The sequence below is a fragment of the Prevotella sp. S7 MS 2 genome, from assembly GCF_000762865.1.
In the GTDB taxonomy this organism is placed as follows: domain Bacteria; phylum Bacteroidota; class Bacteroidia; order Bacteroidales; family Bacteroidaceae; genus Prevotella.
The window spans coordinates 26717-40319 of the sequence record NZ_JRPT01000034.1; the positions used below are offsets into that span (position 1 = coordinate 26717).

Below are 13603 nucleotides of genomic sequence, written 5' to 3' on the forward strand. Positions count from 1 at the left end.
ATGTCATATTCTATTATCGACAACCATACGCTAGCACCCAACCATTTTATGATGTTATTCTTAACTAGTACTTAGCCTCGAAATCCCTCATAGCCTGAACAAGTGCATTAACGCCTTCGAGAGTTTGGGCATTATAGCAACTAGCACGGAATCCTCCTACTGAGCGGTGTCCCTTGATACCGACCATTCCACGTTCTGTTGCAAAGTCTAAGAAAGATTTTTCCAATTCTTTATATTCATCGGCCATCACGAAACAAAGATTCATGACAGAACGATCTTGTTCAGCAGCAGTCCCTTTAAAGAGTTTATTACGATCTATTTCGTTGTACACAATGTCAGCATGTTGATGAGCTAGTTTGTTCATAGCTTCAACACCACCATTTTTCTTTATCCAACGTAATGTTTCCAATGCTGAATAAATTGGAACAACAGGAGGAGTATTAAACATGGAACCTTTATCTACATGAGTACGATAATCAAACATGGTGGGTAATTCGCGAGGTACCTTACCTAATTTTTCGTCTTTAACAATGATGACCGTTACACCAGCCATAGCTAGATTTTTTTGAGCTCCAGCATATATTGCATCATATTTAGAGACATCTACAGGGCGACTAAAGATATCAGAACTCATATCTGCAATTAATGGAATAGGACTATCTAGATCCTTGCGAATTTCTGTTCCATAGATTGTATTATTGGTAGTGATATGCAAGTAGTCTGCGTCTGTTGGTATTGTATAACTCTTTGGAATAAAAGTATAATTAGCATCAGCAGAAGAAGCAACTTCAGTAACTTCACCATACAGCTTGGCTTCCTTCATAGCCTTCTTAGCCCATGTACCAGTATTTAGGTATGCAGCCTTTTTGATGAGAAAGTTAGCAGGTATTTGAGTAAACTGTAAAGAAGCACCACCACCGAGATATATTACGGAATAGCCCTCAGGAATACTAAGCAGTTCCTTGATTAAGGCGACCGACTCATCTACAACAGGTTGGAAGTCTTTAGCTCGATGGCTAATCTCCATAAGAGACAGCCCACTTCCATTGAAGTCCAAAATCTGCTTGGCAGTATTCTCTATCACTTCTCTAGGAAGCATTGAAGGACCTGCATTAAAATTATACTTCTTCATCTGAAAATATTTTTAGTTATAAAATAAATGTTCTAGTGAATTAATTTATTGTGGCGAAGTTACTATTTTTCCTTTATTTTTCAAAACAAAATAGCAACTTTTTATTATTTCCTATTGTTTTATGACATTATGTTATAAACAAGCTGTTTATTTAACTTCTTCTATCACAGTACGTACCCCTTTAATCTTCTCCCCTTGGACTAATTGCAGTACATGTTGTAGTCGAGGATGTGAGACTGCAACATACGTATATCTATCTTTCACATCAATGCGGCCAATCTCCGTGATTTGCAGTCCTCCTTTCTTACATAAGAAGCCTACGATATCCCCCTTGCTTAATTTATCTTTCTTTCCCTTTCCTATATACAATGTCGCCATTTGAGGCTTAGGGGGCTCTGGTAGTTCCTCTGAAATTTGATAATCCACCATATTGCCATCTATATAATCTGGAAGGGCTTCGTCAGGTCCAAGGATAAAGAACGTTTTTCCCATCTTATCCCATCTTGCAGTTCTTCCTACTCTGTGTATATAACCATCTTCGTTTTCCGGTAAATGATAATGAATGATATTTGCAATATCCGGAATATCAAGTCCACGAGATGCTAAATCTGTGCTAATAAGTATATTGGCACTTTTATTAGTGAATTTATACAAAGCATCTTCACGTTGCTTTTGTTCTAAACCGCCATGAAAAGCACTAACTGTAAAACGATTTTGTTCCAAATAAGAGGCAGTTCTTTCTACACTATCTCGATAATTTAGAAAAACAATGCTACTTTGATTTCCTATATCGCAAAGAAGCTGTCTTAATGTTTCTAATTTATCTTTTACAGGGCTTTTTACTTTATATATGGTTACTCTATCCGGCACTTGTTCGGTAGAGAGATAATCAACTTTATCTGTTCTGCCCATTTGGACGAATTGAGGTATAGATTTTGCATTTGTAGCAGACAATAAAATGTGCCGTTCTACATGGGACAATTTTTCAAATATACGACTCATTTCATCTTGGAACCCCATCTCCAAACACTTATCAAATTCATCAATAATAATAAACTTAATATTGTCTATATTGAAATTGTTTTTATCAAGATGGTCGTTCAGTCGTCCGGGAGTTGCAAAGATTATATGGGGGCAAACTTGCTTCATATGTCGATGCTCCTCCATAGCAGTACGCCCACCATAACAGGCAATAGCTTTCAAACCACTGCCCATATTATTCAATACTTCTGATGATTGCAGAGCCAGTTCTCTCCCCGGAACTATAACGACAGCTTGGATCTGTGGATTATCAGGATTCAGAAGTTGAGTTAATGGCAATAAATAAGCTAATGTCTTTCCTGACCCTGTTGGCGAAAGTACAAGTATATCTTTGTTAGTATGTAATATAGCGTTCATGGCAGCCTCTTGCATACCATTCAACTTGATTCCTAGCTTCTGTTGTATATTATCTAATCCTTTCATTTTCTTTGTTTTAATATGTGGTCAATTTCATCAAACTCTTTGCCCATATTTAAATTCAAATAGATAGTATAGAGTGGCAATCCCCATCTATCTTTCTGATTGGGTGCTAATGTCTTATATTTTTGTAGATAAGGTAAAGCAGCTTTATATGATTGTATAATCATCTTTTTTTTCTTAATTTGATCTCCTGTTTTCTTATCAATCTCTATACCTTGATTGAAATATGCCAATCCTAGATTTAAATAGGCATCAACCATAGAACTATCTTGTTTCAGTAAGTCATCACATAGTCTAATACATTCTTCGTATTGTCCCATATTCAACAATGTAGTACTCATTGCAAATTTAAATATAGTATTCGTACTATCAGCTTTTAATGCTTGTTTACAGACTTCTAAAACTTTATTGTTTTGTCGTAAGTCAGAATAGTAGTCTACTAAACGGGGAAAGAAAAATGGAAATTTAGGATATTTAGAGAATCCATCCTTCAAGGTTTGTACATAACGAGCAGTGTCATTCTCAAGTTTATAAGTTTCTGCAAGATATTGTAACATCATGGCATAATGAGCCGTATCTTTCAATGCTAAATAGGTATGATGCAAGGTTGCCTTTGTATCCCCCATCTTATATCCGCAATATACGGCCCAATAGGCTGCTACTGGTAATGTCTTATCTTTTTCTAGATATTTATATGCGCTAAATAAAGGCTGGTCTGCGCTATTTATATATGTATCTAAGAAGTGATATGCAGTTTTAAAATCTTGTTTGTTGAGGAAATAAATACCTCCATTGTATAAGTTAGGTCGATATACATTCAGTAATTCCGAATGTTTTACTCTATATTTTAGTTTTATTTCTCCTTTCTTGTCAGGGCGAGCATCTAAAGAATCCAATCCTTCCAAGGTAGTAAATAGATTGAGACAAGAATTAAATAATCTTGCAGTATCATACTTTTGTTTTAAATACAACTTCTCATTTCCTTGCTCATATTGTTTTTTTTGAGCTTCAAACAAAAGAAGCCATATCTTTTCATTTGTTCTGTTTGCCGAATCTTTTAAAAGCTGTTTCATGCTTTGTTCAACTCTTTCTAGATTCTTACCACTCTTTATGTCGCTCCTTGCTTGTGCCATTTCTTTCTTTTGAGCATTTGTGCCTAAAGAAAAAAATATCAGCACGCAAATGATAATCTTTATCTTACCTATCATAATTCAACTAATTACCTAAAACTTTTATTACCTTTTGTAATGGAAACTTCCATTTAACAATCTCCTCATTAGGATCTAATGATTCCGCTTTTCGCAGCCACATAGCAGCTTGATTTAATTCTTTCTTTATCAGTTGAAAATCTTTTCGCTTTATTTTTCCACTATCGTTTTCAAACTCCCTCCTTAAATACATGGCTTTTGAACAATAGCATAAACCTATATTATAAACGGCTTTCACCATAGTCGAATCCATAGAAAGTGCCTTGTTAAAAGAAACTATAGCATTATCCCATTGTTGGGACTTCATATCTGTCTCTCCTTTCAAGGCCCAAACCAATTTATTGTGTGGTCTGATACGGACTTCTGTGCTCGCAAATTCTTTCAGCTGACGTTTATGTCCCGGCGATGATAGATATTCTATCAATAGCTTAAAATATAATTCATCTTCAGGAGCCTTTCGATGAAGGGCAGAAAGAACAGAATAATATTGGATAGAATCAGCACTGTTCTTTAATCCCATCCTCATACAATTTATTTTTATCTTAGCGGCTTCCTTTGCATAATTAATATCCTTTAATGCTACATCTGCGAATTGTTCTGATGTAATATAATCCTTTTTTCCATAAGTAAGTAAGCTTATATAATAAGCAGCTTGTCCCTGAATATATTTTTGCTCATGGAATAAAGCACTTTCTGTACAATCCAGATAGAACTTAAAGACATTAATAGCAGAATCATTCTGCCTATGTCGATAATAATACCTTCCTGCATCTATTAATGTCTCTAAATACCCACTCAAGCGTTTGACATTCTTTGAACGATAGGTTAGTATATCATGCAGACTCTTTGAAGCTTGTACATCGTAAAAATCACATAACAATGCCATTTTTATTATTTCAGATACATTGTTATAATAAGTTGCCGAGTCTGTTTTTTGATATTGTCTACCTTCTATTTTTTGTAAAAGAACCTCTATTTGTTTATTCAGCTTTTTTGCGGTAGTACGTGGTGAAACATCTTTACCTTGTATCGATAAAGAGATCCAAAAAAGTAGAAACAAATAGAGATTCTTTTTCATTCAATATCCTTTACTTGTTTAGAGACTCCATCTCTTTAGTGCGTGCATCATTTGCACCATAAAGAGAATAGTAGCATTGATATAGAGGATAGCTCCAATTGGCTTTTTCGCGGTTAGGGTCTAAACTGCGAGCTTTTTCCAAGATTGCAGTACTCTCCTCATAGAGTTTCTTTTGGCCAGCGGCATCATTACTGATAGCACCTGCTTGAGCATTAATTGTAAAACCAAGATAAGTAAGTACAACAACGTTTTCTCCATCTATTTCCAAAGCCTTCTTGAAGCTAGAAGTTGCTTCATCTAGCTTGTTTGCATTCATTGCATTTTGACCTTTCAGTGCCCAAGCCGAGAAGCATTTTGGATCTTGTGCTATCTTGTCATTAATGAACTGAGTCTGTTCGCTAGCCATTTTTAGGCTACCATACATATTAGCCAAAGTTGCAAAGATCTGCTCATTTTTAGGATCTTTAGCATAAATTCCTTTTAAGGTTTCTACATATTGCAATGAGTCGGTCTTTGTTTTGAGTCCTTGTTGCATCAGATACATCTTTAGATTCAAAGCCTCTTTATATACTGCGGTATCCTTCATTGCTACATCGCAATATCTGTTGGCACGCTCCAAATCTTTGTTCTGGAAAGCATATACAGCTGCTACCCGAGCAACTTCGCCAAGATATTGATCAGGATTCTTTGTTTTGTCAATTCCTTTAAACAGAGGATCTTCAGAGCTATCAACATATAAACCAAAATATTTCAGGGCTTCTGCTTGATTTTCCTTTTTGCCAAACTCTTGACCACCGTTAATCAGCTGTGGACGAATGTTGTAGAGACGGTTGCTATTCGAGCTTTCGAATTTGGGCTTTATCTTTCCTTTTTCGTTCGGCTGTTGATCAAAGGCATTGCCAAGCATACCATTATTCATTGCATTGTAAACAGCGTTATAGAATCCCAAGGTATCATAGGCTTCCACCTTACCTTGTTTGAACTGTACTGCCATTTGGTTAGAATTTATGACAGCTTGCTCTTTTCCAACTTTATCCATGGCTAAATCCACCAGTTTGTTATAAGCAGCAGCCTTTTCAGCTGCATTAGCCAATTGGCTCAAATTTGTTTTAAGAAGACTTTCTGCCTCTGCAAACGTCTTAGCTTTCAAGATGGCTTTCAGAGGTTCACTGTCTCCAGCAAATACAGCTGATGTACCAAGTAACATCATTGCTGCAATCATCATTTTTTTCATACTTAAGTTATTTAAAAGTTTAATATTATTATTCACTTACTTCGTTATCTGTCTCTTCATGAACAGCTGTGTCTTCGTCTGTGTTCTCTCCTGCTGTAGAGTCTTGTTTAAACTGTTCTGATTTCTGTGCCCACTGACTTCGGCTTTCTTCCTCTACCGTAGCTTCTAGCTCAGAACTCATTACTTTACATACGCTAGCAATGACATCATTCTTTTTAGCAAGATTGATAAGACGGACTCCCTGTGTAGCACGTCCCATTGTACGTACGTCCGAAACAGCTAGACGAATAACGATACCACTCTTATTGATAATCATCAAGTCATTATCATCTGTTACATTCTTGATACTGACAAGTTTACCGGTCTTTTCTGTTATGGCAAGTGTTTTCACACCTTTACCACCACGATTGGTCACACGATAATCTTCTACATCCGAACGTTTACCGTATCCTTGCTCAGAAACAACCATAACAGTCTCTTTCTCAGGATCATCAACAACAATCATACCAATAACTTGATCTTCCTTGTCCTCGTCAAGACGCATACCGCGTACACCGGTTGCTGTACGTCCCATAGTACGAATTGTATCCTCGTTGAATCTTACGGCACGTCCGTTTCTGTTTGCAAGGATAAGTTCATTTCGTCCATTTGTCAAACGAACATCTATAACTTCATCACCCTCAGCAATATTGATTGCGATGACACCATTAGCACGGGGACGTGAATAAGCCTCAAGAGAGGTTTTCTTAACCGTACCATTCTTCGTCGCAAATACGACATAGTGAGAGTTGATGAATTCTTCATCATCCAAACCACGTAGACGCAAAATTGCATTGATAGCATCGTCTGGTTCTATGTTGAGCATATTTTGGATAGCACGTCCCTTTGAATTACGATCACCTTCAGGTATTTCAAAGCACTTTAACCAGTAACAACGCCCTTTTCTTGTAAAGAACAACATTGTTTGGTGCATGGTTGCCGGATAGATAAATTCAGTAAAGTCCTGTTCACGATGACGTGCCCCTTTTGAACCGACACCACCTCTAGCTTGTTCGCGGAACTCACTTAATGGAGTACGTTTAATGTATCCCATATGACTTACAGTAATAACAACCGGATCATTGGGATAAAAATCTTCCGGATTAAACTCTTCGCTAGAATATTTGATTTCTGTACGACGCTCATCACCGTACTTTTCTTTTACCTCTAACAACTCATCCTTCATCACTTTCTTACAAAGTTCAGGATCTGTCAGTATCTGATTGTAATATTCTATTTGTCTTTCCAATTCTTCATACTCAGCATGCAGTTGATCCATACGCAGGCCAGTCAACTGGCTCAATCGCATATCTACGATAGCTTTGCTCTGTAGCTCGTCAAGTTCGAAACGTTTTTCCAAGTTTCTTTGAGCTTCCATTGGAGTCTTGCTAGCACGAATAATATGTACGACTTCATCAATATTATCACATGCTATGATTAGTCCTTCCAAAATATGAGCACGTTCTTGAGCCTTTCTCAAATCATATTGAGTACGGCGAATCGTTACATCATGACGATGGTCTACGAAGTGTTTAACACATTCTTTTAAACTTAACAGGCGTGGACGCCCTTTGACCAGTGCAATACAGTTCACCGAGAATGAACTTTGCAAAGCTGTCATCTTAAACAGTTTATTCAAGATAACGTTGGCATTGGCATCGCGCTTAATATCTATGACAATACGCATACCTTGACGACCGCTCTCGTCGTTGGCATTACTGATTCCATCGAGTTTGCCTTCCTTTACCAGTTCCGCAATATACTCAATGAGCATAGCCTTATTTACACCGTAAGGAATTTCGGTAATAACAATCTTGTCATGATTCTCATCGCTCTCTATTTCGGCTTTGGCGCGCATAACAATACGTCCGCGTCCTGTCTCGTATGCTTGACGTACGCCTTGTATACCATATATATATGCACCGGTTGGGAAATCCGGAGCCTTGATGTACTGCATTAATCCATCTAAGTCTATATCCGGATTATCGATATAAGCACAGCATCCATCAATAACTTCACCAAGATTATGTGTCGGGATGTTGGTCGCCATACCTACAGCAATACCATTACCACCATTTACAAGTAGGTTTGGTATCTTTGTCGGCATCACCGAAGGTTCCTGTAAAGTGTTATCAAAGTTATTGTCCATATCCACGGTTTCTTTTTCCAAGTCATCCATGATATGTTCACCCATCTTTGAAAGTCTACACTCGGTATAACGCATGGCGGCAGCAGAGTCGCCATCTACGCTACCGAAGTTACCTTGACCATCAACAAGTTTATAACGCATGTTCCACTCTTGTCCCATACGTACCAACGCACCATAAACTGAAGAGTCACCATGAGGATGGTATTTACCAAGCACTTCACCCACAATACGGGCACATTTCTTATAAGGTTTGTCGCTTGTATTTCCAATACCCAGCATACCATAGAGGATACGACGGTGTACTGGTTTAAATCCATCACGCACATCAGGGAGTGCACGAGCTACAATCACCGACATTGAATAGTCGATGTACGAAGACTTCATTTCCTCCTCAATGTTGATTTTCATGATTCTGTCATGATCAATAGTCTGATTTTCGTCCATTATTATTTATATTATTTTTAGAATGATTCTTTTCGTCTAAAATCGCCGTAAAGGCCGTTTATTTTCGTTCTAAGCCGTTTAGGGCTTCACTTCCAAGCTGCTAAATTACAAAATAAATCCCCACATTCCAAACATTTAAAAACTTTATTGAGAAAATAAGAGGTCTGTTAAGATTTGTTTTATTCTAGATTAAAATTAATAAAGTGGTTGTTCATTGCGCCAGTCAGAGAAAATATAGATATCTTTCAAATTATTTTTATGTCTCTCTATGCTTTTGTCCAATAATTTACAAACTGTATGTGTCAACATTTATAACGACAGGCTAACAACTTATATGCTTAAAAACTTATTTGCTTAAATTGCTGCAAGGGCGAGGCAAAAATACTGCGTAAGCTAGGCAGTAAAACTGTTAAGTCCGAACAAGAAGCCTGCGAGGGCTATGCAGTATTTTCACTTCAGGGGTCTAGGTAGTTCATCGAGTTTTACTAGCCATTTACCTTTGATACATACCAAAGCCAAGACAAATTCCCCTTCTTTCATGATATGGCCGCTAGTACCGATGGTATCCATAGTTAGGAAGTTGTTAATCCTCACCGTCACATGCATGAGTGAATCGTTTTTCTCGTCTCTCGTATAATCAGTGATTTCTATTGCGGTCGGTTCATCCATGCCACGTAGTATGTCTACATCTTCTTGTTTGACTTGTGTTGCAGCGTAGACAATCCATTTTCTAGATGCAGGATGCGTATATTTCAATGCTTTCTTATAGTTCCAGTTAAAATATGCCGTGGCAAAAGAATCGGCAACTTCACAACTCTCCTTCTCAGTTCCAGATTCTCCGCAGGCCATAAATACCGGGAATAGAATGATCACAGATAAGTACAACAGTGCTCTCATGGGATGAAAAGTTGTTTTTGTAAGCGACATATTAAAAACATTAAATATAGGACAAAGGTAAATAATTAATTTGTTGTTTTCATGTATTCTTTCTAATTTTGTGGGAAATAAAAGAAAAAGGATGTTGAAATTTGTATCTTTCGGTAGTGGTAGTAGTGGAAACAGTTACCTTTTGTATACGGAAACCGATGGACTACTGATAGATGCGGGTGTTGGTATCAGAACCCTTAAGAAACACTTTAAAGAATATGGTTTCTCCCTAAGCCAAATCCATCATATTCTTATTACTCATGATCATGCCGACCATATTAAATCTGTCGGTAGTATTAGTTCGGATTATGATATACCAGTCTATTCTACCTTTAAAGTACATGCAGGTATTGAAAGGAATTTCTGTGTAAGGAGAAAGGTAGCCCCGGATTTTGTGAAAGTGATAGAGAAAGATATAGCTATCAATGTTGGCGAATTTGTCGTTACTCCTTTTGAAGTTCCCCATGATAGTTCCGATAATGTAGGCTACAAAATCGTTTATGATGATGTAACGTTCTGCATTCTGACAGATGTAGGACATATCACAGAGCAGATGAAAGGAATTATCAGTGATGCCAACTATTTAGTAATTGAAGCCAACCACGATGAAGAAATGTTGGCAACAGGACCTTATCCACAGCATTTAAAAATAAGAATTTCAGGCTCAACCGGGCATCTCAGCAACATGGAATGTGCTAAAGCTATTGCCGAGAATGCAACAGAAAAACTCCGACATGTGTGGTTATGCCATCTGAGTGAGGAGAACAACCATCCCGTGCTGGCACAGAAGACAGTGGAACAAACGCTACGCTCTTACGGAATCATAGCCGGAGTTGACTTTCAAGTAGAAGTATTGAAACGTAAAATACCTACCGGATATTTTGAATTGAAATAATGCTTAGAAAGGGAAACCGACCGCGAAATGGAACGCAAAGTCCCTACTCCACTTGGGATGGAAAATGGCATAATGTTCTTCTTGCGTGGTATAAGCCGGATTGATGGCTTTCATACCCATATCAAAGCGCAAAATGAAGTAATCGAAATTCAAACGTAGGCCGAGACCATAAGCCACGGCAAGTTGCTGATAGAATGAATCTAATTGGAATTGACCGCCCGGTTGCTCCGCATAATTTCTTAATGTCCAAATGTTACCGGCATCAACGAATAAAGCACCATTGAGTTTCCAGAAAAGCGATGTGCGGTATTCCACATTTATATCAAGCTTCATATCGCCCGTTTGATTGATAAAGTCTATTCGCCCATCAGTTCCTCTGTATTTACCAGGTCCCAATTCTCTCACGCTCCAACCTCTGACACTGTTGGCTCCACCTGAGAAATATCTTTTCTCGAATGGCAGAACAGAACTATTCCCATAAGGCCATGCGATGCCTAGTCCGAAGTGTAATGCCAGTTGATTATGTAAATCAAACTGTATCAGATGGGTAAAGTCGAAATCGAACTTTGCATACTGTGCATACGCAATATTAAACAAGGTATATTGTCCTTGTTGGTTTTTCTTAGTTCCAGCAATATGTGAAAAACTATTCAGCAGGTTTCCGGCAGTCTCGACATTGGCTCGTATGGCATTGATACCATCATTATAGGTTACCCCCATTCCTATCTTCATAATGAAGAGATCTTCATAGTTGTAACGAAGTATGGAGTTGCTGATACTGTCTAGATAATTAAACTTGAAAGTTTTACTAATCCACGGCATGTGGACATAGTTGAGGTCTAGTACGTCAAGTCTGTAGGATAAATGATGATGTGGTTCATTCCAACGGTAACGCCATGCCGTTGTAAAGACTCGGCGGTGGAATTCCGGACGGTTTTGTAGATTATAACTTACAGCCAATTCGGATGTTGCGTTGCTGTTTCTCTTAAAAGAATTGGATAAGAACGGTGCTACGAAACGTGGAAATTGCAACTTGGTTTCAAGATTGTATTCCACGTAGTTCTGGTTTTGATAGCCCTCCAAGCCGGTAATAGCCTCAAAGGCAGCTCGCAACTGAATAGTTAACAACTCCGAACCATGAAAGAGATTACGGTCTGAATAAATCAAAGAGGCTGCAGCACCTAAATCTCCTGCCGTATTGGTTCCTTCCGGTTGAAAGGATATGGTATTCGGTTTGTTAGTACTCAACTTAATATCACAATCCAATAAAGAACTGTCCGGAATCTCCTTGAAATTAATGTTGGTATATCTTACTGTCTGTAATTTCGCAAAATTATTATATGTTCGTTGCAGTTTGGAATAATTATATAGTTCTCCAACACGCATGGCCGTACTATTCTCCAACACACTCTTGCGCAACGGAAGTTTGCCATCTTCGTTTCCGCTGAGATAAAATATATTTCTAATGGTATAGCTCTTATGCTGGGTTTCGGGCGATTTGCTATTTTCTCTATAGGGCAACAAGTGCAAAGTGATGTTTACATCATTACTATTTCTTGCAGAGTCGGCACTATAAACAATGAAATCCCGATGAAAACGATAATATCCCCTATCCATCAAATACTGCGTAATGCGTCTACGCTCTTGGTCAAGCTTATCAACAGTAAATCTATCGCCAGATTTCAATTGAGCTTTCTGGGGTGCAGATTTCAATATTTCGGCAATCAGTGTATCTTGAATATCGTATTTTAAAGAGTGAATATAAAAAGGCGTACCGGGTTTGAGTATGTAGGTGACATACATTTTCTTCCGTTTCATAGACGTTTTTAAGTCTACCTGTGCATGCATATATCCCATATTCTGCATGGCGCTTCGTAAGTCCATACACGACAAACGGGCTTGTACTGAATCAAATAACACCGGTTTTTCTCCCATATTTCGCAGTGTGCGGTTCAGCCATTTTGTCGTGTCTTGACCAGCCATCGAATAAGTACCTAATGGTATCTTGAACAGAGAAAACCATTTGGAATTGGGCTTTTGGCGGACGTAAGTTGCCAACGTTGCAGCATCAATATCTTTTGACTCCGACTTTACAGTTACTCCTGATAGTAAATAGTGATTATCAGGAATCAATCTCGATGCTCCACAAGATGTGAGCAAAGAGACAAGTACTAATAATAGAAGTTGATGAAATCTGCATCTCATAATCAACTGCAAACTTACGAAAAAACGCTGAAAAAAGAAATCAAATCAACGAAAATAGGATAAATACCTATTAATTAAAGGCTTAAAGAGGTGGCAATATATATTTTTCGATGCGAGATGAGAAAAATTATCCTTTTTTGATTCGGTCGTAAAATTCTTTTAAACGTGCTCGCGGAATACCGGATTTCTCTAATCTGTGTAACTCTTCTATGGCTTTCTCATTCTTCCTTAAAATAATGCATAGATCAATATGATTGATGATATAATCAATATTCGTACAGTCACGCTTCATCGCTTCTGCATAGTCATATTCCGCCAATTCGTACATTTGACGTTCTTTCTCTATGCCTCCTCTGGCAGCATAGACGATAGCACTGTCAGGATAGGCCTCTGCCAATTGGTTGATTTGGTCGAAGGCCTCTGTAAGATGTTGGTCTTTTTGATTCAGTAAGGCCAAACCTAGTTGCGCTTGGAAATTTCCCGGAACTAGATACAAGAGATGTTCGTAGTCCAATCGTGCAAAATTGTATCGCTTCAGTTTCTCATTGACAAAGGCTCGGAAATATAACCCCGCAACATCTGTGGGCTTTAAGTTAAGCACCTTATCCAAATCTTCTTTAGCATACTCCCATTGTTCTAGACGAATATTCCAAGAAGTTTTCTTCAATCGGAGATCTATGCTATCTGGATAATATGCTAATCGCTCTGTAGCCAACTTCAGACTATCACGTAGCTGAGCATTGGTTTGAGCAGTCATTGTCTGTCCCAAAACGATGAGTAAGAAACCTAAAATAACTCTATTCATGGATACAAATTTACATATAAATCGCG

At 38.0% G+C, this 13603-nt stretch carries 10 protein-coding genes; 1 reads left to right on the forward strand and 9 read right to left on the reverse strand.

The genetic code is table 11. The features are described from left to right. Positions 1-64: 64 nt before the first annotated feature. The 7 genes from serC to HMPREF0671_RS07115 form a co-directional block, all read right to left on the reverse strand. Positions 65-1132: a 3-phosphoserine/phosphohydroxythreonine transaminase gene (gene serC, locus HMPREF0671_RS07085; RefSeq protein WP_036898693.1), complete on the reverse strand. Its 1068-nt coding sequence runs from the start codon at positions 1130-1132 to the stop codon at positions 65-67. 147 nt (positions 1133-1279) lie between these two features. Continuing rightward, the gene (locus HMPREF0671_RS07090; RefSeq protein ID WP_036898694.1) at positions 1280-2596 is read right to left on the reverse strand and encodes a DEAD/DEAH box helicase; all 1317 of its coding nucleotides are present in this window, start codon (positions 2594-2596) and stop codon (positions 1280-1282) included. Beyond that, on the reverse strand, positions 2593-3801 hold the full coding sequence (locus tag HMPREF0671_RS07095) for a M48 family metallopeptidase (protein WP_036898695.1): 1209 nt from the start codon (positions 3799-3801) through the stop codon (positions 2593-2595). Before HMPREF0671_RS07095 ends, HMPREF0671_RS07090 begins: the two co-directional genes overlap by 4 nt. A gap of 7 nt (positions 3802-3808) precedes the next feature. Further along, complete coding sequence (locus HMPREF0671_RS07100; RefSeq protein WP_036898696.1) at positions 3809-4879, reverse strand: hypothetical protein; 1071 nt, start codon at positions 4877-4879, stop codon at positions 3809-3811. A gap of 10 nt (positions 4880-4889) precedes the next feature. Then, the gene (locus HMPREF0671_RS07105) at positions 4890-6113 is read right to left on the reverse strand and encodes a tetratricopeptide repeat protein (RefSeq protein WP_036898697.1); all 1224 of its coding nucleotides are present in this window, start codon (positions 6111-6113) and stop codon (positions 4890-4892) included. A gap of 28 nt (positions 6114-6141) precedes the next feature. Then, entirely contained in the window at positions 6142-8745 is a 2604-nt protein-coding gene (gene gyrA, locus HMPREF0671_RS07110; RefSeq protein WP_036898698.1) for a DNA gyrase subunit A, read from the reverse strand. A 450-nt stretch (positions 8746-9195) separates the two neighbouring features. Beyond that, positions 9196-9642, reverse strand: a complete 447-nt coding sequence (locus tag HMPREF0671_RS07115) for a hypothetical protein (RefSeq protein WP_036898710.1) — start codon at positions 9640-9642, stop codon at positions 9196-9198. A 121-nt stretch (positions 9643-9763) separates the two neighbouring features. On the opposite strand from HMPREF0671_RS07115, the gene HMPREF0671_RS07120 reads away from it, so the two are divergent. Continuing rightward, positions 9764-10567: an MBL fold metallo-hydrolase gene (locus HMPREF0671_RS07120; protein ID WP_036898699.1), complete on the forward strand. Its 804-nt coding sequence runs from the start codon at positions 9764-9766 to the stop codon at positions 10565-10567. A 3-nt stretch (positions 10568-10570) separates the two neighbouring features. Here the strand turns inward: HMPREF0671_RS07120 and HMPREF0671_RS07125 are convergent, their stop codons facing one another. Further along, the gene (locus HMPREF0671_RS07125) at positions 10571-12772 is read right to left on the reverse strand and encodes a BamA/TamA family outer membrane protein (RefSeq protein WP_036898700.1); all 2202 of its coding nucleotides are present in this window, start codon (positions 12770-12772) and stop codon (positions 10571-10573) included. Positions 12773-12899: 127 nt separating this feature from the next. Continuing rightward, on the reverse strand, positions 12900-13595 hold the full coding sequence (locus HMPREF0671_RS07130) for a tetratricopeptide repeat protein (RefSeq protein ID WP_369793945.1): 696 nt from the start codon (positions 13593-13595) through the stop codon (positions 12900-12902). Between the last annotated feature and the right edge of the window lie 8 nt (positions 13596-13603).

What these genes read in the sequence shown, in the direction of transcription:
- HMPREF0671_RS07120 (WP_036898699.1), top strand. Translation starts at nt 9,764, where the DNA reads ATGTTGAAATTTGTATCTTTCGGTAGTGGTAGTAGTGGAAACAGTTAC.
- gyrA (WP_036898698.1), bottom strand. Translation starts at nt 8,745, where the DNA reads ATGGACGAAAATCAGACTATTGATCATGACAGAATCATGAAAATCAAC.
- HMPREF0671_RS07125 (WP_036898700.1), bottom strand. Translation starts at nt 12,772, where the DNA reads ATGAGATGCAGATTTCATCAACTTCTATTATTAGTACTTGTCTCTTTG.
- HMPREF0671_RS07095 (WP_036898695.1), bottom strand. Translation starts at nt 3,801, where the DNA reads ATGATAGGTAAGATAAAGATTATCATTTGCGTGCTGATATTTTTTTCT.
- HMPREF0671_RS07115 (WP_036898710.1), bottom strand. Translation starts at nt 9,642, where the DNA reads ATGAGAGCACTGTTGTACTTATCTGTGATCATTCTATTCCCGGTATTT.
- HMPREF0671_RS07090 (WP_036898694.1), bottom strand. Translation starts at nt 2,596, where the DNA reads ATGAAAGGATTAGATAATATACAACAGAAGCTAGGAATCAAGTTGAAT.
- serC (WP_036898693.1), bottom strand. Translation starts at nt 1,132, where the DNA reads ATGAAGAAGTATAATTTTAATGCAGGTCCTTCAATGCTTCCTAGAGAA.
- HMPREF0671_RS07100 (WP_036898696.1), bottom strand. Translation starts at nt 4,879, where the DNA reads ATGAAAAAGAATCTCTATTTGTTTCTACTTTTTTGGATCTCTTTATCG.
- HMPREF0671_RS07105 (WP_036898697.1), bottom strand. Translation starts at nt 6,113, where the DNA reads ATGAAAAAAATGATGATTGCAGCAATGATGTTACTTGGTACATCAGCT.